The organism is Actinomadura sp. GTD37 (assembly GCF_041951365.1).
GTDB lineage: Bacteria > Actinomycetota > Actinomycetes > Streptosporangiales > Streptosporangiaceae > Spirillospora.
The window spans coordinates 21997-42809 of sequence record NZ_JBGNUS010000011.1 but is presented as its reverse complement, the minus strand read 5'-3'; the positions used below and the strand labels follow the sequence as shown (position 1 = coordinate 42809).

General features: G+C 73.9%; 18 protein-coding genes and 1 pseudogene. 10 read left to right on the top strand and 9 right to left on the bottom strand.

Features of this window, described 5'->3' with window-relative positions; translation table 11 throughout:
- Nucleotides 1-69 precede the first annotated feature (69 nt).
- Genes ACA511_RS36130 through ACA511_RS36120 form a run of 3 tightly spaced genes read left to right on the top strand, consistent with a single transcriptional unit; the run spans nucleotide 70 to nucleotide 3600 of the window.
- A complete protein-coding gene (locus ACA511_RS36130) occupies nucleotides 70-933 on the top strand; it encodes an arpA protein (RefSeq protein ID WP_375029218.1) in 864 nt (287 codons plus the stop codon).
- A 13-nt stretch (nucleotides 934-946) separates the two neighbouring features.
- Nucleotides 947-1756, top strand: a complete 810-nt coding sequence (locus tag ACA511_RS36125; RefSeq protein ID WP_375029217.1) for a class I SAM-dependent methyltransferase — start codon at nucleotides 947-949, stop codon at nucleotides 1754-1756.
- Between the two features lie 50 nt (nucleotides 1757-1806).
- The gene (locus ACA511_RS36120; RefSeq protein ID WP_375029216.1) at nucleotides 1807-3600 is read left to right on the top strand and encodes a choline/carnitine O-acyltransferase; all 1794 of its coding nucleotides are present in this window, start codon (nucleotides 1807-1809) and stop codon (nucleotides 3598-3600) included.
- Nucleotides 3601-3719: 119 nt separating this feature from the next.
- On the opposite strand, the gene ACA511_RS36115 is transcribed toward ACA511_RS36120, so the two are convergent.
- The gene (locus tag ACA511_RS36115; RefSeq protein ID WP_375029215.1) at nucleotides 3720-4976 is read right to left on the bottom strand and encodes an FAD-binding protein; all 1257 of its coding nucleotides are present in this window, start codon (nucleotides 4974-4976) and stop codon (nucleotides 3720-3722) included.
- 103 nt (nucleotides 4977-5079) lie between these two features.
- Nucleotides 5080-5904 (bottom strand): helix-turn-helix domain-containing protein, encoded by an 825-nt coding sequence (locus ACA511_RS36110; protein WP_375029214.1) that lies wholly within the window; start codon nucleotides 5902-5904, stop codon nucleotides 5080-5082.
- Nucleotides 5905-6201: 297 nt separating this feature from the next.
- Between ACA511_RS36110 and ACA511_RS36105 the strand changes: the two genes are divergently transcribed.
- The 5 genes from ACA511_RS36105 to ACA511_RS36085 are packed head-to-tail and all read left to right on the top strand — an operon-like array spanning nucleotide 6202 to nucleotide 10096.
- Nucleotides 6202-7506: an ATP-binding protein gene (locus ACA511_RS36105; RefSeq protein WP_375029213.1), complete on the top strand. Its 1305-nt coding sequence runs from the start codon at nucleotides 6202-6204 to the stop codon at nucleotides 7504-7506.
- Nucleotides 7503-7937, top strand: a complete 435-nt coding sequence (locus ACA511_RS36100; protein ID WP_375029212.1) for a roadblock/LC7 domain-containing protein — start codon at nucleotides 7503-7505, stop codon at nucleotides 7935-7937. Before ACA511_RS36105 ends, ACA511_RS36100 begins: the two co-directional genes overlap by 4 nt.
- A complete protein-coding gene (locus ACA511_RS36095) occupies nucleotides 7934-8338 on the top strand; it encodes a DUF742 domain-containing protein (RefSeq protein ID WP_375029211.1) in 405 nt (134 codons plus the stop codon). Before ACA511_RS36100 ends, ACA511_RS36095 begins: the two co-directional genes overlap by 4 nt.
- Nucleotides 8316-8912 (top strand): ATP/GTP-binding protein, encoded by a 597-nt coding sequence (locus ACA511_RS36090; RefSeq protein ID WP_375029210.1) that lies wholly within the window; start codon nucleotides 8316-8318, stop codon nucleotides 8910-8912. The genes ACA511_RS36095 and ACA511_RS36090 overlap by 23 nt, the downstream gene beginning before the upstream one ends.
- Nucleotides 8909-10096 carry a cytochrome P450 gene (locus ACA511_RS36085; RefSeq protein WP_375029209.1) on the top strand — a complete coding sequence of 396 codons (1188 nt, stop codon included), beginning with the start codon at nucleotides 8909-8911 and terminating at the stop codon, nucleotides 10094-10096. Before ACA511_RS36090 ends, ACA511_RS36085 begins: the two co-directional genes overlap by 4 nt.
- Here the strand turns inward: ACA511_RS36085 and ACA511_RS36080 are convergent.
- Nucleotides 10062-11507, bottom strand: a complete 1446-nt coding sequence (locus ACA511_RS36080; RefSeq protein ID WP_375029208.1) for an SPFH domain-containing protein — start codon at nucleotides 11505-11507, stop codon at nucleotides 10062-10064. The two genes, ACA511_RS36085 and ACA511_RS36080, sit on opposite strands and share 35 nt — an antisense overlap.
- A gap of 537 nt (nucleotides 11508-12044) precedes the next feature.
- Here ACA511_RS36080 and ACA511_RS36075 point away from each other — a divergent pair.
- Nucleotides 12045-13460 (top strand): annotated as a pseudogene (locus tag ACA511_RS36075) (cytochrome c oxidase assembly protein); the annotation flags it as partial.
- 20 nt (nucleotides 13461-13480) lie between these two features.
- Here the strand turns inward: ACA511_RS36075 and ACA511_RS36070 are convergent.
- From ACA511_RS36070 to ACA511_RS36050, 5 genes are all read right to left on the bottom strand, one after another.
- Nucleotides 13481-14812, bottom strand: coding sequence for an HD-GYP domain-containing protein (locus ACA511_RS36070; protein ID WP_375029207.1), 1332 nt, complete (start codon nucleotides 14810-14812; stop codon nucleotides 13481-13483).
- The gene (locus ACA511_RS36065) at nucleotides 14809-16161 is read right to left on the bottom strand and encodes an HD-GYP domain-containing protein (protein ID WP_375029206.1); all 1353 of its coding nucleotides are present in this window, start codon (nucleotides 16159-16161) and stop codon (nucleotides 14809-14811) included. The genes ACA511_RS36070 and ACA511_RS36065 overlap by 4 nt, the downstream gene beginning before the upstream one ends.
- A 633-nt stretch (nucleotides 16162-16794) precedes the next feature.
- On the bottom strand, nucleotides 16795-17721 hold the full coding sequence (locus ACA511_RS36060; RefSeq protein WP_375029205.1) for an NAD-dependent epimerase/dehydratase family protein: 927 nt from the start codon (nucleotides 17719-17721) through the stop codon (nucleotides 16795-16797).
- 52 nt (nucleotides 17722-17773) lie between these two features.
- Nucleotides 17774-18070: a mycothiol system anti-sigma-R factor gene (gene rsrA, locus ACA511_RS36055; RefSeq protein WP_375029204.1), complete on the bottom strand. Its 297-nt coding sequence runs from the start codon at nucleotides 18068-18070 to the stop codon at nucleotides 17774-17776.
- Nucleotides 18067-18672, bottom strand: a complete 606-nt coding sequence (locus ACA511_RS36050; protein ID WP_375029203.1) for a sigma-70 family RNA polymerase sigma factor — start codon at nucleotides 18670-18672, stop codon at nucleotides 18067-18069. Before ACA511_RS36050 ends, rsrA begins: the two co-directional genes overlap by 4 nt.
- A 317-nt stretch (nucleotides 18673-18989) precedes the next feature.
- On the opposite strand from ACA511_RS36050, the gene ACA511_RS36045 reads away from it, so the two are divergent.
- Complete coding sequence (locus tag ACA511_RS36045; protein WP_375029202.1) at nucleotides 18990-19790, top strand: class I SAM-dependent methyltransferase; 801 nt, start codon at nucleotides 18990-18992, stop codon at nucleotides 19788-19790.
- 189 nt (nucleotides 19791-19979) lie between these two features.
- Here the strand turns inward: ACA511_RS36045 and ACA511_RS36040 are convergent, their stop codons facing one another.
- Complete coding sequence (locus ACA511_RS36040; protein ID WP_375029201.1) at nucleotides 19980-20810, bottom strand: SOS response-associated peptidase; 831 nt, start codon at nucleotides 20808-20810, stop codon at nucleotides 19980-19982.
- Nucleotides 20811-20813 lie beyond the last annotated feature (3 nt).

Here is a 20813-nt window from a genome sequence, read left to right as displayed (position 1 = left end):
CGCGGACGGGAATTCCCGGAAGGACTGTGCTAAAACCCGTCTGGGGTTCGGCGACGCGGAAGGAACGTCATGGGCGCGGCGGAGGCTCTCGCACAGGTGGCCGACACGGAACGCTATCCGCTGGCCGAGCCCGGCGGCGCCGGGTGGGACGCCGTCGTTTCCCGGACACGGGACGAGCTGGCGAAATCCGGGTGCTGCGTGCTGCCCGACTTCATTCGCCCGGCATTGCAGGACGAGCTGCGCACGGAATGCGCGTCGATCGCGCCGTCCGCGCATTATGACGTCGAAACGGTGAACGCCTACAACATCGACGTCGATACGCCATTGCCGGACGGCCATCCGGGGCGCATCACCGTCGAGCGGGGCAACGCGTTCGTCGCGCGGGACCGCGTCCCGGCGGACTTCATCGTCCACCGGCTCTATTCGAGCGGGCTGTTCCAGCGGTTCGTGGCGAGCTGCTTCGGGCTGCCCCGCGTGCACGAGCTGGGCGACCCGCTGTCGGGGCTGTGCCTCAACGTCGTCAACCCGGGGATGGAGCACCCCTGGCACTTCGACACCAACGAGTTCACCGTCAGCCTGCTCACGCAGGAACCCGCCGAAGGGGGCGTCTTCGAGTACTGCCCGAACATCAGGACGGCGAAGCGGGAGAACTTCGGCGACGTCCGGGACGTGCTGACCGGACGCGGCGGCCGCCTCGTCCAGCGGCTCACGCTGCGCCCCGGCGACCTGCAGCTCTTCAAGGGGCGGTACTCGCTGCACCGGGTGAGCGCGGTCCGCGGCGGCACGGCGCGGCATACCGCGATCTTCGCCTACAGCGAGCGCCCGGGGGTCGTCGGCAGCGTGGCGCGCACGAGGCAGCTCTTCGGCCGCGTCCTGCCCGAGCACCTGGCGGCGGAGGGACGCGCCGTACGGGTCGACCAGTTGCTGGACTAGGAGAGGCCGTTTCTTGCGCGTCGACACGACAGGGAAGATCTCGCTCGACCACATCTACACGCGGCCCGATCCCCGCGCCTACTTCAGCACGCTCCGCGAACTCGACTACAACATCCCGGAACTGGCGAAACCGCACTTCCAGCGGCTCATCGCCGATTACCGGGAGGCGCGCGACGTCCCGGTCCCGACCGTTCTGGACATCGGCTGCTCGTACGGCATCAACGCGGCCCTGGTGAAACACGGCGCGACGATGGCCGAGCTGTACGATCGCTATGGCGGCCGCGACGCCCACCGGTACACGCGCGCCGCGCTGCTGAACCGCGACCGGGAGCTGGTCGATTCCGGTGAACCTGCGAACAGCGTCCGCTTCCTCGGACTGGACGCCTCCGACAGCGCCCTTTCCTACGCGCTCGAGGCGGGATTCCTCGACGGCGCCGTCCACGCCGATCTGGAGAACGGCGAGCCGACCGGCGAGCAGCGCGCGCAGCTCGCGGCGACGGACCTGGTCATCTCGACGGGCTGCCTCGGCTACGTCACCGAGCGCACCATCTCCCGGATCGTCGGCGCCCACGACGGCCGCCTGCCGTGGATGGCGCATTTCATCCTGCGCATGTTCCCGTTCGACCCCATCGCCGACACCCTCGCCGCCGCCGGGTACGAGACCGTCCGCCGGGGCGGCCTGTTCAAGCAGCGGCGGTTCGCGACGGAGGAGGAGCAGGAGTCCGTGCTGGACCGCCTCGCGGACGCGGGCATCGACCCGGCCGGCCTGGAGACGGGCGGCTGGTTCTACGCGCAGCTCTACGTCTCCCGCCCGCGCGACTGAACGACATGCGCCGAAACGACGAGCACCGAAACGACGACACGAGGAACGAAGTGAACGCCAGCGAACAACTCTCGTCCCGCACCTTCGGCAACGAGGCGGCCCTGCCGCGCGTGCCGCTGCCCACGCTCGACGCGACCTGCGAGCGGTTCATGGAATGGTGCGGCCCGCTGCTGACCGCCGACGAGCGGGCCCGGACGGAGTCGGCGCTGGCCGCGTTCGTCCGCCCGGACGGACCCGGCCGGACGCTGCACGCCGCGCTCGAACGCTACGACGCGGCGGAGGGCGTGCACAGCTGGCTCGACACGTTCTGGCCGTACCGCTACCTCGGCCGCCGCGACCGGATCGCGCTGAACGCCAACTTCTTCTTCCTGTTCAAGGAGTCGCCCGAGGGGCAGGTGGAGCGCGCGGCCGGGCTCATCGCCGGGGCGCTCGACTTCAAGCTGCGGCTGGACGAGGAGCGGATCCCGCCGGCCCTGCAGCGCGGCCGCCCCCTGTCGATGACGCAGAACCGGTTCCTGTTCTCCACGACGCGCATCCCCGGCGCCGAGCAGGACACCGTCCGCGCGCCCTACACCGACGCGTGGCCGGGCCCGTCCGATGCCCGGCACATCGTGGTCCTCTTCCGCGGCAACATGGTCCGGATGGACGTGCTGGGCCCGGACGGGCGCCCGCACACCCTCGACGAGCTGCGCGCGGGCCTCGACGCGATCATGAAGGCGGAGGCCGCGGCGGAGCCGTCCCCGGGGCACCTCACCACCAAGGCCCGCGCCGAGTGGGCGGCGAGCCGCGAGGCGCTGCTGGCGCTCGGCAACGGCGCGGCGCTCGACGACGTCGAGACGGCGCTGTTCTGCGTCTGCCTGGAGGACTTCGCGCCCGCGAGCACCCTCGACGCCTGCGACCACCTGCTCCACGGCGACAGCGGGAACCGCTGGTTCGACAAGGCCCTGTCCTTCATCGTGTTCGGCGACGGGACGGCGGGCATCAACGTCGAGCACTGCGGCCTCGACGGCACCACCATCCTCGGCTTCGTGGACGCGCTGCTCGGCACGCCCTCCGAGGAGCTGTCCCGGCGGTCGGGCGCCGCGCCGCAGGGCCTGCCCGCCACCGAGGCGATCGAGTTCGTCCTGGACGACGACCTGCGCAAGGACGTCCAGGACGCGGCGGCGTCCTTCGCCGGCTACGCCGCCGCGACGGCCACGACCACGGTCTCGATCGACGACTTCGGCGCCGACGAGGCCAAGCGCCTGAAGACGTCCCCGGACGCGTTCGTCCAGATGGCCTACCAGCTCGCCCACAAGCGCGCGAAGGGCCTCACCGGCACCACCTACGAGTCGATCGCGACCCGCCAGTACCGGCACGGGCGCACCGAGGCGATGCGCGTCGTCACCCCCGAGGTGCTCCGGTTCACCGAGCTGATGGACGACCCGTCGGCCGGCGCCGAGGCGCGCCGGGACGCGTTCCGCGCCGCCGCCGGGGCCCACGTCCGCCGCGCGAAGGAATGCCAGGCCGGGCAGGCGCCCGAGCAGCACCTCTGGGAGCTCCAGCTGATCGCGAAGCGGCGCGGCGCGGAACTCGGCGTCACCGGGCCGCTCGCCCTGTTCGACTCGCCGGGCTGGGTCAAGATGCGGGACGACTATCTCAGCACCAGTTCGGCGCCGTCGGTCAACATCCGGTACTTCGGGTTCGGGTCCACGAGCGAGCAGTGCATCGGCGTCGCCTACGTCCTGCTCCCGGACCGCTTCAACGCCTACCTGAGCACCCCGCGGCCCGTCGCCGGCGCCATGCACGCGTTCGCGGACCGGCTCCGCGAGGCCGTCCAGGAGCTGCGCGACCTGCTGGCCTGACCACCGGTACGGCCGGGTCGCCCCCTGCGTTGACCTGCGGCGTGTTGTTGTTATCGGCCTTGCCATAACAACAACACGCCGCAGGTCGACGCACCCGGTGAACCTTGATGGACACCGCGCTAGCCGGGCGGGAAGAGGGCGTCCACGAAGGGGTTGCGGAACTTTCCGGCCGGGTCCAGCTCGCGGGCCAGCCGGGCGAAGTCCGGCGCGCGCTCGTACCCGGCGATGATCTCCCGGGCGGGCGCGGCGCCGACCTTGCCCCAGTGCGGGCGGGCGCCCAGCGGGCCGAGCCGGTCCTGCAGCGCGGCGACCACGGGCAGCACCCCGGCGGGGTCGTCGTGCCAGGTGAAGTGGAGGGTCACCGAGTCGCGGCCGTGGGCCGGGCTCAGCCAGAGGTCGTCGCCGCGCACGGTCCGGATCTCGGAGATGTGCAGCACCGGCGCGACCAGGCCGGCGAGCGACCGGACGGCGGCGATCGCCTCCGCCGCCGCCGCACGGGGCAGGAACCACTCGGACTGGAGCTCCCGACCGGCGCTCGGGGTCAGTTCGGGGCGGAAGTGGGGGAGCCGCTCGTGCCACGGACCGGGACGTCCGAGCTGGACGGTGCAGGCCGCCGGGTCCATCCCCGGCACGGGATGCGCCGGGCCGGGCGCCGCGCGGCCGCCGCCCCAGGCGGGCGCCGGCCGGTCGGTGCGGCACTTCAGCCACACGGCCGCCTCGCCGCCGCGCCAGCCGGTGAACGCGCTGACGCTGTAGGCGGCGCCGAAGACCTCGTCGAACCGCGCCGCCACATCGTCGAGCGGGACGCCGGTGCGGACGCTCTGCGCCACCTCGAACGCGGGCTCGACGTCCAGCGTCAGCCGGGTGGCGACGCCCAGCGCGCCGAGCGCGACCACCGCGCCGGGGAAGCCGTCGTCGCCCCGGCGGAGCACGCGCAGATCGCCGTCCGGCCCGACGAGTTCGAGCGCGGCGACGGACGCGGACAGGCAGCGCAGGCCGTCCCCCGACCCGTGCGTGCCGGTGGCGCACGACCCGGCGACCGAGATGTGCGGGAGGGACGCCATGTTCGGCAGCGCGTACCCGTGCCGGTGCAGCTCGGCGGCGACGTCCGCGTACCGCATCCCGGCCGCGACGGTCGCCGTCGACCGCTCGGCGTCGATCTCCACCGCGGGCGGCAGCCCGTCCAGCCGGACGAGATCTCCGGCGGTGTCGGCGACGAGGCTGAACGAGTGCCCGCTGCCCAGCGCCCGCACCCGTCGGCAGCCCGCGACGAGGCGCCGCAGCTCGTCCACCGACTCCGGCCGGTGCGTCCGGACGGCCCCGTAGACGACGTTCCCGGCCCAGTTGGTCGACCCGGCGACCCCGATCTGCTCCACACCGGCACCGTACTTCCATCCGGTGACCGGAGGTCCGACGCGTTATGGCCTGCCGGAGTTCCGAGCCCCCGGCGAACGGAGATCCGTGCCAGGCCGGGGCGGGTCAGCGCGGCGCGGCGTGCCGGCGCAGCTCGCGCGGGCTGACGCCGAACCGCCGCCGGAACGCGTGGCTGAGCGCGCTCGCCGAGGTGAACCCGGACGCGTGGGCGAGGTCGGTGATGGTGACGTACCGGTAGAGCGGGTCGCGCAGCCGGTCCCGGACGAGCCGGAGCCGCTCCTCGCGGATCAGCTCGCGCGGCGTGGTCCCGGCCCGCTGCAGCGCGAGCTGGATCTGCCGGAGCGACCAGCCGAGGTCCTGCGCCATCGCGCTGCCGGTGAGGCCGGGGTCGGCGGCGTGCTCGCGGACGTGCCGGCGCACGACCGCCTCCACCTCGGCGAGGTGGCCGGGCGCGGGCGGGCGGCCCTGCCCGGCGAGGACGAGGCACAGCAGCTCGGTGATCCGGTCGCAGGCGGCGTCGAACTGCGGCTCGGAGAGGGTGCCGCGCTCCTCCTCGACGGCCCGCACCATGTCGGCGACGACGCGGCCGAGGCCGGCGGTCAGGTCGAGGCCGGTCACCGGCAGGGACGGGACGTTCAGCCGGCCGTCCACCTCGTGCGCCGGGATCGTCATGACGAGCGCGCGCGCCGGGCGCCGCTGGACGACCCGCAGCGGCGCGGCCGGCGCGGCGAGGCCGCCCGTCCCCGGGGACAGCCGCGCCTCGCGGCCGTCCTGGAGCAGGAGCAGCTCGCCGTGCAGCGGCAGCAGGAACCGGTAGCCCTCCGTGCACGCGGCGTGCGCCGCGGTCGCCGGCCCGGCGCGGTCCGCCCGGTAGAGGACGAGCCGGTAGGCGGCGGCGCGCGTGGGCGGCCCGCCGAGGAGGTCGTCCACCGCAGGCCCTTCCGCCGGTCCGTGCCGCGCCGGCCCCGCTCCGGTCCGGCTGATCGCTTGCGGCCACGAGCGTAGTACGGCCACCGCCGCTGAATCACCCGAATCCAGCGGAAAGTAACGCGATTCAGACTGTGGGTGATCTTGCGATGCGTCCGGCGGCGCGTTCCTTGCGCGCGGGCGCAAGCACGCCCGCGCGAACCGCCCTACGGTGCCGAACCTGTGGCGTGTTCGCGCCGCACCCCCTCCCCGGCCCCGCGGCCGGTCCCTGCCCGAAACCCCCTCTGCACCGAGGATCTGATGGAGCAATTCCTCTTGGCGGCGGCGTTCGTCATCGTGGCGGGCGCCGGCCTCGCCGCCGGTGTCCTGCTGGTACGCCAGCGGCAGGCGACGGCCGCGCTCCGCGAGCAGAACGCCGCGCTGGCCCGCGGCCTCGACCTGCGCGAGAAGGAGCTGCGGCACCTCGCGGACGTCCGGCTGCCCGAGCTGATGGAGTCCCTGGCCAACCCGGGCGTGCGCGTCGCCGGCCCGCTGCACGACCTGGACCGCGAGGCGCCCGCCTACGGCCAGGCCATGCAGACCGTGGTCGACCTGTTCGCCGGTTCGGCCGCGCGCGTCCGCGAGCGCGCCGACCGGTCGGCGAAGTCGACGCTGCGGGCGATGATGCGCGCCGTGCAGAGCCTCGCGAACGAGCAGCAGCTCGCCATCTCGCACATGCAGGAACGCCACGACGACCCCGCCGTCCTCGAGGGCCTGCTCCGCATCGACCACATGAACGCCCAGCTCGGCCGGCGCGCCCAGGCCACCGCCGTGCTGTGCGGGTCGTGGCCGGGGCAGCAGCGGTCGGCGTCCTCGCTGACCGACGCGGTGCGCGGCGCGACGTCCCGCATCCGCGACTACCTGCGCGTCAACCTGGAGGGGACGCCGAGCGGCGCGGTGACGAGCCGGGCCGTCGAGCCGGTCGTGCTGACCCTCGCCGAACTGCTCGACAACGCCGCGCGGCACTCCCGTCCCGACACCGCCGTCGAGGTCGGCTTCCGCTCCGCGCACAACGGCGTCGCCATCACGATCGACGACGCGGGCGTCGCGATGGACGCCGACGAGCTGAAGCGCGCGGCCGAGCTGCTGTCCGGCGACGCGTCGGTGGACATCCACCGGCTCGGCGACCCGCCCCGCGTCGGCTTCGCGGTCGCCGGGGTCCTCGCCGCCCGGTACGGGTTCCGGGTGTCGGTCGACAGCCAGTCCCCCTACGGCGGCGTGCGCGCCGTCGTGTTCGTGCCGACCGCGCTGCTCACCACCGTCCCGGACGAGGGGCCGCCCGAGCCCGCGGCCGCCACCCGCCCGGCCGTGGAGGAGGGCGCCGCGGCCGCCGACGGCGCGGCGACGCCCGGCGGCCTGCCCAAGCGCAGCCGCGCCGCCGTCGCCGAGGCCGCGCCCGGCGCGCCGGCCGCCGGGGAGCGCCCGGCGGCCCGCCCGCCCCGGGAGACCGCCGCGGGCCTCGGCGCCTGGCAGCGCGGGACGCGGTCCGGCCGCGCCGCCACACCGCCCGGCGGCGGGTCCGATCCGACCGGCCCCGCGATCGAGAGCAAGGATCTGCGGCCATGAACGAGGGGTGGAACGGCGCGATGGACGACGGTAAGAACCGGCTCGGCTGGATGCTCGACGACGCGCTGCGGATGCCGGAGACCCGCTACGCGATCCTGCTGTCGGCCGACGGGCTGCTCATGGCGCACTCCGAGCGGATCGGCCGGGACGAGGCGGAGCGGCAGGCGGCCGGCATGGCGGGCCTCCAGTCGCTCGCCCGCAGCACCGCCGAGTTCTGCGGCGACGCGGCCACCATGTGGCGGCAGACGGTGAACGAGTTCGACGACGGCTACGTGTTCCTCGTCGCCGCCGGGCCCGGCGCCTACCTCGCCGTGTCGGCGACGCAGCACGTGGACATGGAGACCGTGTCGTTCCGGCTCCAGGAACTGGTGCAGCGGCTGGGCAAGGAGCTGACCAGCCCGCCGCGTCCGGGCGCGGGCAGTCCCGCGTGACCCGGCGCAGGAACGAGCGCGCGCTGGTGCGCCCGCACGTCGTCACCGGCGGGCGGGCGCACCCGACCCGCAACGTGTTCGACCTCGTCACCCTCGTGATCGCCACCGGCGACCTGCCGCTTCAGTCCGGCGGGACGACCGGCCAGGCCCCCCGGCGACCGCTGCGGAGCACCGGGCTGTCCCCCGAGAAGCTCCGCATCGTCGCGCTGTGCCGCGGCGGCGCGCTGTCGGTCGTGGAGATCGCCGGGCATCTGGCCCTGCCCGTCGGCGTCGTCAAGGTGCTGCTGTCCGACCTCGTCGACAGCGGGCACCTCACCACCCGGGCCACCGCGCCCGCCGCCCGGCAGTCCAAGGCCCGGCTTCTGCAGGAGGTGCTCGATGGACTCCGCGCCAGCCTCTGAGACGTCCTACGTCCGCGCGAGCGTCCGGACGTCCGTCAAGGTCCTGATCGTGGGGCACTTCGCCGTCGGCAAGACCACCTACGTCGGGACGCTGTCGGAGATCCGCCCGCTGCGCACCGAGGAGCTGATGACGCAGGCGGGCGCGACCGTGGACGACCTCTCCGGCATCCGCGACAAGACGACCACCACCGTCGCGCTGGACTTCGGGCGCCTCACCCTCAGCGACGACCTCGTCCTGTACCTGTTCGGCGCGCCGGGCCAGGAGCGCTTCACCCGGCTGTGGGACGACCTGGCGCGCGGCGCGCTCGGCGCGCTGATCCTGGTGGACACGGCCCGCCTCAAGGAGTCGTTCGCCGTCATGGACATCGTGGAGAAGCAGGGCCTGCCGTACGCCGTGGCGGTGAACCACTTCGACGGCTCGCCCGTCTTCCCGGACGCCGAGGTGCGCGAGGCCCTCGACCTCGCCCCCGGGACGCCGCTGGTCACCTGCGACGCCCGCGACCGCAGGTCGTCCACCGAGGCGCTGATCTCGCTCGTCGACCACCTCCTCACCCTGGACCGGGAACCCGCATGACCGAACCGCAGCGCTTCCCCCTGCACGGCCCCGAGTACGCCCGGGACCCGGCCGCCGCCTACGCGCGGATGCGCGAGCACGGCGACCTCGCGCCCGTCGAGCTGTCCCCCGGCGTCCCGGCGACGCTGGTCCTCGGGTACGAGGCCGCGCTGGAGATCCTCCGCGACCCGGACACGTTCCCGCGGTGCAGCGAGGTGTGGGAGGAGCGGGTCGGGCCCGCCTGCCCGGTGCTGCCGATGATGATGTCGCGGCCGAACGCGCTGTTCACCAACGGCTCCGTGCACGCGCGCCTCCGCTCGGTGATCGTCGACAGCATGGACCGCGTCGACCCGGTCGCGCTGCGCGAGCACGTCGAGAAGGCCGCCGACACCCTCGTCGACCGGTTCGCCGCCGACGGCAAGGCCGACCTGATCGGCCAGTACGCGCGGACGCTGCCGCTGCTGGTGTTCAACGAGATGTTCGGCTGCCCGCACGACATCGGCGACAAGCTCGTGCGCGGGATGAGCGCCATCTTCGACGCGGTGTCCGCCGAGGAGGGCAACGCGCTGCTGGCGGAGGCCACCGGCGAACTCGTCGCGCACAAGCGGCGGCAACCGGGCGCGGACGTGACGTCGTGGATGATGCGGCACCCCGCCGGACTCGACGACCTGGAGATGGCGCACCAGCTCACGCTGCTCGTCGGCGCCGGCACCGAACCGGAGCAGAACCTCATCGCCAACGGCATCCTGCTGCTGCTCTCCGACGACCGGTTCGGCGGCGACCTGTCCGGCGGCAGCATGCCCGTCGAGGACGCGCTGGACGAGATCCTCTGGACCGACCCGCCGATGGCCAACTACGGGACGACCTTCCCCCGCCAGGACATCGACTTCCACGGCCACCGGCTGCCCGCCCACCAGCCCGTCCTGATCAGCTACGCCGCCGCGAACACCGACCCGTCCCGGGGGGCCGCCGACCGGAAGGGCAACCGCGCGCACCTGTCCTTCGCGGGCGGGCCGCACACCTGCCCGGCCAAGAGCCATTCGCGGCTGATCGCGTCCGCCGCCGTCGAGGTGCTCCTCGACCGGCTGCCCGACCTGGACCTGGCCGTGCCGAGGGACGCGCTGGAGTGGCGGCCGGGCCCGTTCCACCGCGCCCTGGTCGCCCTCCCCGTCACGTTCCCGCCGGCCGGGCCCCAGCACCGCTGACCGCGCCGCCCGCGGAACCGTCCGCGGTGGCGGTGCGGAGCGCGCCGATGACGGCCGCCAGCTGCGTGACCAGGCCCGCCACGCTGGTCTGGTCGGCGCCGTTGACGGTGACGGTGCGCAGCTCGTCCGGCTTCGGCATCCGGGCCATGATCTCCGGCAGCGAGGCGATGAGCCGCGCCTGGACGGCCGCGGGCGTCCGGTCGTTCTCGAGCGCGGCGCGGGCGGCCTCCCGCTCCAGGTCCAGCAGGGCCTGCCCGTGCCGCGACCGCGCCCTGGAGTCGGCCAGGGCCAGCTCGCCCTCGGTGCCGAGCCGGGCCAGCTCGTGGTCCCGCTCGATGCGCAGCCGGCCCGTCTCGGCCTCCTCCGCGTGGCGTTCGCGCTCCATCCGCAGCGCGTGCCGCGTCGTCTCCGTCTCCAGCTCGGCGACCTCGCGGGCGTCGTCGTGCTCGCGCCGGACGCGGCGCAGCTTCTCCGCCGCCTCCGCCTCGAACAGCCGCGACTCGTTGGCGGCGCGCAACTCGGCCAGCTCCCGCTCGTGGTCCAGCCGCTGCGACTCCTTGGTCCGCGCGGCCGCCATCTCCCGCTGCCCGACGACCTCCTCGGCCGCCAGCTCGGCCAGCCGCGCGACCTGCCCCTGCTGCGCCCGGTACGGCTTCTGCAGGTTCTCCCAGAGCTGGGCCGAGCTGACCACGGCCTCCTTGATCTGCACCGTGACGATGCGCAGCCCGAGCCCCTGGTCGCTCGTGTCCTCGCCCTCCGCCACCGCGCGCAGCCGGGCCGTCAGCTCCTCGATGATGGGCTGCTTGTCGCTGAGGACGTCCCGCACCCCCATCGTCGAGACCTTGTCCTTGATCGCCGCCTCGGCCTGCTCGCGCAGCTGGAGGTTCACCAGCCGCATCGGGTCGTCGGCGTCGCCGAAGTCGAGCTTGCGGTAGGCCGTCCCGAAGTCCTGGATGATCCACTGCACATAGCCCTGGACGAGCACGCCCTGCAGCTCGCCGCAGATGCAGTACGCGTTGATCAGGATCGTCTGCGTCGCACCCGGCACCACGATGAACGAGTCGGTGGACGGGTTGAACCGGAACGACACCCCGAGCCCGATGTGCAGCGGCTCGGCCCGCCCGCGCCGGGTGTGCACGACGAACGCGTTCGGCGGGACGAGCACGTTCTTCCACCGCCAGAACCCGGTGATCCGCACGTCCACGGGGCCGGGCGCGGTACGGTCGCCGCCCGCGGCCCGGCCGAGGGCGCGCTCCCGCTTGGCCAGCGGGCCCGGCGGCGGCGGGACGGCGCCCGGCGCGGCGGGCGCGGGGGGCAGCGCGCGCCTGCCCTTGAGGTCGTCCTCCAGCACCGCCTGCTGCGCGACGACCTTCTCCAGATACGTGTTGCTCCCCGGCTGCTGCGCGCTCATCTCGCTCCTCGGCAGGATCACAGGGCCGGTGGCGCCGGCCGGAACGGGGGGCCGACTCGGCGGACGATCCCGGCACGAGATGCGGCTTTGCGCACACAGTATTGAACTATCTGCCCGGCTGTATGCGTAATTCCGGCCGTGGCGACACATGAGGCGACACGTGAGGCGGCCCCGGACCGCACCGACCGCGCGCTGCTCGCCATCGGGGCGGGCGCGCTCGCGCTGGTCGTCCTCGCGCTCGTCGTGCGGCTCGGCGGCGCGTTCAGCGAGACCGCGACCCCGGGCCTGTCGCAGGCGGGCGCGCTCACCAAGATCGGCCTGTCGGTCGCGAAGCTGGGCGGCGACGTCGCGGCGGTCCTCACGGTCGGCTGGCTGCTGGTCGCGGCCGTGCTCGTGCCGGGGACGTCCGCGATCGGCCGCCGCTGCCTGCGCGCCGCCTCGCTGACCGCGCTGGCGTGGGCGCTGTGCACGCTGGCGCTGATCGTGTTCACCCTGCTCGACCTGTTCGGCGTCGGGCTCGGCGGCGTCACCGGGAACATGGTGCGGACGCTCGTCATCGAGCTGCCGCAGGGGCGGGCGCTGCTCCTCGTCCTCGCCGCCTCGCTCGCCCTGGCCGTCGCGGCGAGCCTGCCCCGCGCGCCGCGCGCCGCCGGCCGCCTGCTCGCGGCCGCGCTCGCCGGAATGCTGCCGCCGCTGTTCACCGGGCACGCCGCGAACGCCGCCGACCACGCACTCGCCGTCTACAGCCTCGCCGCCCACGTGCTGGGCGTCGCGCTGTGGATCGGCGGGCTCGTCGCCCTGGTCACCGTCGCGCCGGACGTCCGCGGCGGGCTCCCCCGGGTCGTCGGGCGGTACAGCCGGCTCGCGCTCGCGGCGTTCATCGTCGTCGGAGCGAGCGGCGCGGTGAACGCCTGGGTGCGGCTCGGCGGCGTCCACCTCGGGTCGCGGTACGGGCTGCTCGTCGTCGCGAAGGGCGCGGCGCTCGCCGCCCTCGGCGCGCTGGGCTGGTGGCACCGCCGCGCCACGATCCCCGCCCTCCGGGACGGAACGGGCGGGCCCCCGTCCGGGCGGCCGTCCCCGCAGCCGCCCGGGCGGCCCTCCGTGCGGCCCTTCCTGCGGCTGGGCGCCGTCGAGATCCTCGTCATGACGGCGACGATGGCGCTCGCCGTCGGGCTGTCGCGCACGCCACCGCCCGAGAACGCGCCCGGCACCCTGGACGCCGTCGCGCTGCGGCTCGGCTTCCCGCTGCCCGGCCCCGCCGGGATCGGCCCGTACCTGTTGGACTGGCGGATCGACCCGCTGTTCCTCGTGCTGATCGTCACCGGGGCCGTCCTGTACGGGGCGGGCGTCGCGCGCGTGCGGGACTGGCCGCGGCGGCGGAGCGCGGCGTGGGCCGGCGGGCTGCTCGTCCTCCTGCTCGCCACCGCGAGCGGGCTCGCGCGCTACAGCATGGTCCTGTTCAGCGCCCACGCCGTCCAGCACGTCCTCGTCGGAGTGGTCGCGCCGCTCCTGCTGCTGTACGGGGCCCCGGCGGGGCTGGCGCTCAAGGCGACGCGCGGCGAGGGCCGGACGCTGCTCGCCGCCGCCGCGACCGGCCGGGGCGTGCGGCTGCCGACCCACCCCGTCGTGTCGTCCGCGCTGTTCCTGCTCAGCCTGTACGCCTGGTACGCGTCGCCGCTGTTCCCGCCGTCCCTCGCCGACCACGCGCTGCACTCGCTCGCGCTGGCCGCCTTCCTCGCCGTCGGGCTCGCCTACTTCCACGGGACGGCCGGGACGCTCACGCCCCTGGCGGCCCTGCCGCTGCACGCCGCCGCCGGGCTCGCGCTGATGCGGCACGGGACCGTCCTCGGCGACTGGTACGAGCACCTCGGCCGCCGGTGGGGCGCGTCACCGCTGGACGACCAGCACGCCGGCGCGCTGCTGCTCTGGACGGCCACCGCGACGATCACCGCGGCCGTCGCGGCGCACGGGCGCTACTGCCGGAGCCGCCGGTCGACGACGCGGCTCAGCGCCTCCACGACCGTCGGGTCGTACTCGGCGGCCGAGTCGAGCCGGAGCCGCTCCAGCACGGCGGCGCCCCGGTCGCGGTCGGCGGAGTCGCCCACGAGGTCGTCGTAGGCGTTGGCGACCTTGATGATGCGGCCGGCGAGCGGCGGCGGGATCGGCCGGTCCGCCGCGTCGCCGCCGGGCTCGCGGCCCGTCCGGTACGGGTGCGAGGACAGCTCCACGATGTGCGCCACCCGGTCCAGCACCCCGGTCTGCTTGATCACCTCGGCGCCCAGCTCGGCGATGCGGCGCTGCTCCGCCGGGGACGCCAGCACGGTCGCGCCGCCCGGGATCGGGTCGCCGAGCGACAGCTGCCCGATGTCGTGCATCAGCGCCGCGTACTCCAGTTCGAGCAGCTCCTCCTCGGACATGCCGAGCTCGCGGCCGCTCGCCACGGCGAGCCGGGCCACCCGCCGCGAGTGGCCGGCCTCCACGTAGCCGCCGACCTCGGTGACCCGCGACAGCGCGCGGACGGTCTCCAGGTACGTGGCGCGGATGCCCGCGTACCGGCGGAACGCGAACTGCGTCACCAGGATCGGCACCGTGAAGATCAGCAGCGCGGCCTCGCCCATCGCGGTCGTCGCGACCGCGATCAGCATCGCGGTGGCGCTGGTCGCCGCGCACAGCGCCATCTTCGCCTCGATCTCGTCGCGCAGCGCGATGCCGAACCGGGCCCGGACGGCCTCCGCCCGGATCATCGCGGCGATCAGCACGTCGGTGAAGCAGGACGCGACCACGACGACGCCCATCACGGCGAGCAGCAGGTACCAGGCGAGATCGAGGGAGAGCATCGGGCGGAAGCACAGCGCGATGACCGCGACGTTGAACAGCCGGCGCGCCATCGCGTCCGGCCGCGGCGTCCGGCCGACCGCGATGTGCGGCAGCGAGCCGACCAGCATGCCGACCGCGGTGACCGCGACGACCTGCAGCGCGGAGTGCTCCGCCGGGACGACGCCGAGCCACGCGTCCGGCGCGGCGCCCTCGGGGCCGACGCCGACCAGCAGCGCGTACCCCATCGCGCCCGCGCTCGCGATCGGCGCGACCTCCCGGTTGCCCGGCATCACCATGCGGAACAGCTCGCCCAGCGCGATCAGCACGCCGAAGATGATCGCGATGTTCGGCTGCCGCAGCCCGACGGCCGCGACCTGCGTGATCGCGACGATGACGAACAGCCCGGCGGTCGCGATCAGCAGCAGCTGGCCGGAGTCGATGGTCTGCCACGCGGCCCGCTCCCGGGCGGGGGCCTGAGCGCCGGTCACTGGTGCCGCACCTCGTCGCCGCCGGTGACCCGCAGCGGGGCGCTCGGGTCGTCGTGGTCCTGCTGGGTGGTCTCGACGACGTCGTCGTCCGGCAGGACGACGGGCTCGGGCGGCTCCCAGCCGTCCCGGTCGAGCGCCCGCAGGAACGCGTCGACCATCTCCGGGTCGAAGTGGTCGCCCATGCCGCGGCGCAGCTCGGCCACGGCGGCGTCGATGCTGCGGGCCGCCCGGTAGGAGCGCGTCGAGGTCATCGAGTCGAACGCGTCGGCCACGGAGATGACCCGGGCGAACTCGGGGATCTCGTCGCCGGCGAGGCCCATCGGGTAGCCGCGGCCGTTCATCTTCTCGTGGTGGTGCATGATGCCGGCGAGCGCCTCGTCCAGGAACCCGATCTCGCGGACGATCTCCAGCCCGCGCATCGGGTGCAGCTGGATCGCGGCGAACTCCTCCTCGGTCATCGGCCCGTTCTTCTGCAGCACCTTGGTGGGGACGCCGAGCTTGCCGACGTCGTGCAGCATCCCGGCGTAGCGGATCGCCTCCACCCGGTCGGCGCGCATCCCGATCTCCTGCGCGATCATCACCGAGCCGCGGGAGACGCGCTCGGAGTGGCCGCGGGTGTAGAAGTCCTTCGTCTCGACCGCCTGGCAGAGCGCGGCGAGGGTCGCGGCGTGCGCCTGCTGCTGCGCGTACGCCTGGTCCATCGCCCACCGGGCGATGAACAGCGGCAGCAGGACCAGGACGGCGGCGAACGGCCCGACGCGCGGCCACAGCCCGGCGATCAGCAGGCCGACCATGCCGTAGCCGAGGCAGCCGACGGCGAGCTGGCCGCTCTCGTGCAGCAGCTCGCGCGGCGCGGCCTGCCGGCTGAGCAGCAGGACCCCCGCCATCAGCGCCAGGTTGACCAGCACGAACGTGACGAGGGCGCCGAGGAACGGACCGATGACGTTCTCCACCCAGCGGGCCTGCTCGGGGTGGAACCGGGCGCCGCCGAGGAGGTCGAAGACCGTCCCGGCGATGAACCCGCTGAGCGCGAACTGCGCGCCGTTGAAGATCCGCTTGACCGGGGCGAAGAACCGCTGCCCGGTGACGACGGCGACCAGGCCGAGCAGCGCGGCGCCGACCGGGCCGAGCAGCACCACCGAGGCCAGGCTCGCGGCGAAGCTGAGCGAGACCTTGGCGCGCGCGACGTTCAGCCGCGCGGGCGCCGAGTCGCAGACGAGGAACAGCAGGGCCAGCACGGCCAGCTTGCCCCAGTCGATCTCCGCGAAGGACGACGTCGCGATGAGGCCGGCCGCGAGGGCCGCCACACCGCAGACGTACGCCCAGGCAGCGAGAGGTAGTCCACGCATTGCCGCCCCTCGGGGAGTGACGAGATGGCGGGCCGCCGCCGGGGTGCTGTGCGCCTGCCGGCACCTAGACCCAGGACACGCCCTTGGTCAGCATCAACGACGACGCCGAGGCGCTCGGGCGCCGACCGTGTCCTGCCGGCGACACACGCTTGAGCATGGCTCCTTGCCTCCCCCCGCCGAACCGGGCCGCCCGGCCTCGCGGCCGGCCATCCGGAGCCGGGCGCGGGCCCGGCCTTCCCGGGCGAGCACATACCCCGAATTGACTCGGTGCGCACGTGCTCCCATCGCTGATTTCGGCACAAGCCTAACGCGAACTGCCCAGGTCACACACGCGTGAGGGAAAAACTGAGCAAAGCGTGAAGCGGTCGTCACCATAGGTGATCAATTGCCGGGGTGAATGCACTCAACGTAAGCGCACAATACCGCTGCACCGCAGAATGCACGTGCATCCGCGAATGCAGCCGCGACCCGCGCCTTTCGGCCCTCCGCCCGGCCGCGGCGGCGCCTCGCAGCCTACCTCTCGGATGAAAAAGACTCACCTTAGGAAATGGCCGTAATGCGACAACCCCGTGTTTTGGGGTATGCGACCGAATTCTGCCGTGCGGCCGGCCGCGCACCCCGCCGGGGCCGCGATCAGCCGCGCGAGGCGGAGCGCTCGCGCGCCCAGGCGACGGTCGCGGCGATGCCGTCGGGCAGCGCCGTCCCCGGCGCCCAGCCGAGCGCCTCCCGCGTCGCCCGCGGGTCGACGGACATCGCCGGCAGGTCGCCCAGCCGGGGCGCGGCGAACTCCGGGTCGTCGGGCGCGCCCGCCGCCTCCGCCACGAGGGTGTGCAGATCCCGGTCGGACGTCTGGAGCCCGGTGCCCACGTTGAAGCGGCGCCCGCCGCCCGCGTCCCCCGCCGCGCGGGCGAACGCGTCCACCACGTCCAGGACGTAGACGTAGTCGCGGGTCTGCGCGCCGTCGCCGTAGACCTTCGTCGGACGTCCGGCCAGCAGCGCGTCCGTGAAGATGGACACGACGCCGGCCTCGCCCTCGGGCGTCTGCCTGGGGCCGTAGACGTTCGCCAGCGTCAGCGTCGTGAAGTCGATGCCGTGCAGCTGCCGGTACATCCCCGCGTAGACCTCGCCGGAGACCTTCGAGGCCGCGTACGGGGATGCGGGCCGCAACTCGGCGTCCGCCGGGACGGGCAGCGCCTCCGGCACCCCGTACACCGCGCAGCTGGAGGTGAACACCACCTTGCGCCCGCCGGCCGCGCGCGCGGCCTCCAGGACGTTGGCGGTGCCGACCACGTTCGTGCGGGCGTCGCCCAGCGGGTCCGACACGCTGACGCGGACGCTGACCTGCGCGGCGAGGTGGCAGAACACCTCGGGGCGCCGCGCCGCGGCCTTCTCCGCCAGGGCCGGGTCGGCGACGTCCATCTCCCACAGCTCCACGCCGGGTCGAACGTTCGCGCCGGACGACAGGTCGTCCACGCCGATGACCTCGTGGCCGTCCGCGAGGAGCCGGTCGACGAGATGGGAGCCGATGAACCCGGCCGCGCCGGTGACGAGTGCTAGCACCCCCGGCACGATACCGAAGCCGCCCGGAGGGGGCCGCCGGGAACCGGGGCGGTCAGACGCTCTCGGCCTTGTCGGCGCCTCCGGACGCCTTGATCTCGCCGCAGATCTCCTCGATGCGGCCGAGCACCTTGCTGCGCAGGTCCGTCGGGGCCTGCTCGCACCCGCAGGACTTGTTCACCAGTTTCTTGACGGCCTCTTCGAGCCCGTACTCGCGCAGGCAGGGGCCGCACTCGTCCAGGTGCTGGCGGACCTCGCCGCAGCCGCCCTGGTCGAGTTCGCCGTCGAGATAGGTGTAGACCCGCGCCAGGACCTCGTCACACGGCGTCTCGTGATGGTTGCCGCAGCTCATGATGACCCCCTGCCGGCCCGGGTGAGCCCGCGGTCCTCAGCGTAGTCCTCCAGCATGCCGCGGAGCTGGCGCCTGCCGCGGTGCAGGCGGGACATCACCGTGCCGATGGGCGTGCCCATGATCTCGGCGATCTCCTTGTAGGCGAAGCCCTCGACGTCGGCGAGGTAGACGGCGATCCGGAACTCCTCCGGCAGCTCCTGCAGCGCCCGCTTCACATCGCTGTCGGGCAGGTGCTCCAGCGCCTCGGCCTCCGCGGACTTCAGCCCGCTCGAGGTGTGCGACTCGGCGCGCGCGATCTGCCAGTCCTCGATGTCCTCGGTGGCGGCCTGCTGCGGCTGGCGCTGCTTCTTGCGGTAGGAGTTGATGAACGTGTTGGTCAGGATGCGGTAGAGCCACGCCTTGAGGTTCGTGCCTTCCCTGAACTGGTGGAAGGACGCGAACGCCTTGGCGAAGGTCTCCTGGACGAGGTCCTCGGCGTCGGCCGGGTTGCGCGTCATGCGCAGCGCGGCCGAGTACAGCTGGTCCAAGAACGGGAGCACGTCGCGCTGGAACCGCTCCTGGCGCTGCTCCACGGTCTCCGTGGTGCCCGGTACCTGACCCACCCCCTCGGCTGTGGCGCCCTTGGCCCTGACTGGACCGGCGGCGTCGTTCCCCACAGACGATATCGGTCCGCGCGGCCTGCCGACGCGGACGGGTGCCCGCGCGTCGCCGCGGGGCGCCGCCGTCCCGGCCCTCCGCTGCTCATCGGCGACGGCTGTCGTCATCGGCTTGCACCTCCGTTTTCCTCGCTGTGAGACGGTGCAACACCGGAACGGCCCCGCCGATTCCCGGGCCGAATCCCCGCTCCGGGTCACTCAGGGTGATGACCGGCCTCGGACGGGGAAGGAAGTCACATACACGGCGAGAACAGGAGCATTTGGTGCCCTCCGTGCCTGCGGCGCGACCTTCCGAACCCACCATCGCCAGCCTGCGCGACACCTCCGGCGACGCGGCCGGGGACTCCCTCGCGCGCTACTGGACGTTCTACCGGGCGGTGGCCGACGCCCAGCTCGCGCGGTGGCTGCCGCGCAGGCCGGCCCGCGTCCTGGACGTCTCGGGCGGGCAGGGCCGCAGCGCGGGCCGCGCCGCCGGCGCCGGGCACGCGGTGCTGGAGGTGCGCGACGCGGGCCGCCCCGGCCGCGCGCCCCGGGACGATCCGGCCCGTCCCGCGTCCGGCACGATCCCGCTGATCGGCGACTCCGGGACGCTCTCCTACCTCACGGACGCCTCGGTGGACGCCGTGGTCGCCGAGAACCGCGTGCTGTCCCGGCACCTCGCCACCGAGGCCACCGTCGCCGAGATCGCCCGGGTGCTGCGGCCCGGCGGCCGCGTCCTGCTCTGCGTCGACTCCCTCACGCTGGGGCTGGCGCTGCTCGCCGAGCGGAACTACTGGGCGCACCTGTCGGACGTCCCGAGCGCGGAGGTCGTCCTCGTCCCCTGGCCGGACGGGACGATCACCCGCTCGTTCTCGTCCCACCAGCTCCGCGAGCTGCTCGCCGACGCCGGGCTCGACGTCGAGTGGATCAGGCCCCGCACCGTGCTGTCGCCCTCCACCGTCGAGCACGTCCTGGGCGAGTCGCCGCGCGCGCTGCCCCGGCTGGTCCGGACGGAGCTGGGCGCGGGCCAGACCGACGAGTCGCTCGGAATCCACCTGCTGGCCAGCGCCCGCAAGGCCCGCTAGCTAGCGGCCCGCCCGCCGCTCCGGCGCCCGCCGGGGAATTGCCGCGCTCGGGGGCCTCGGCGCGGAGAATGGCGATGGAACGATCCAATCCGCGAGCACGGCCTCAAGGCGGGAACGGGCGGCGGCGGTGCCCACGATCGTGCGCTCTCCTCGCGCGGGGGCGGCCCCTCCCCGCCGAGGCCGCGGCCGTCAGAACAAACTGCCGGAATGATCGCCGGAACTATCCCCAGAATTCGCCGGTTCTATGAGTTCCGGGCCGTTGTTTCGCACGCTGTTGACCGCCTTCGACACCGGGTAGGCGTCCATTGTCCCGGCCATCGCGGGCACCAGGAGGCCGCGGACCTGCTCGGTGTCGGTCAGCGCGGGATCGAGCCAGGCGTCCCAGCGGCCGGGCTCGACGATCATCGGCATCCGGTCGTGGATCCGGCCGAGGTCGTCGGGCGCGTCGGTGGTGATGACGGTGCACGTCCACACCCACTCGCCCTCCTCGATCCGGGAGGACGGCCCCCCGGCGCCGCCCTCGGGGGCCTTCCACAGCTCGTACAGGCCCGCCATCGCCATGACCGCGCCGTCGTTCGGCCGGATGAAGTAGGGCTGCTTCTGCGGCTTCTTCTTGGCCTTCTTCCCGCCCTCCGCCGGGTCCGGCGAGCCGTCCTGGTCCTGGAGGGTGTACCACTCGAAGTAGCCGTCGGCGGGCAGCAGGCAGCGGCGGCGGGCGAAGGCCCGGCGGTAGGACGGCTTCTCGTGCACGGTCTCGAACCGCGCGTTGATCATGCGGGAGCCGATGGACAGGTCCTTCGCCCAGGACGGGACGAGCCCCCAGCGCACCGTCCGCAGCTGGCGGACGGCGGGCTCCTCCTCGGGGGCGTCCTTCGGGCGCCGGTTCAGGACGACCGGGACCTGCTTCGTGGGGGCGACGTTGTAGTCGGGCTGGATGTCCCCGTCGACGGCGTCGAGCTGCACCTGGAACTCGTCCAGCAGCTCCTGACGCGCCCGGGTCGTGGCGTAGCGTCCGCACATGGC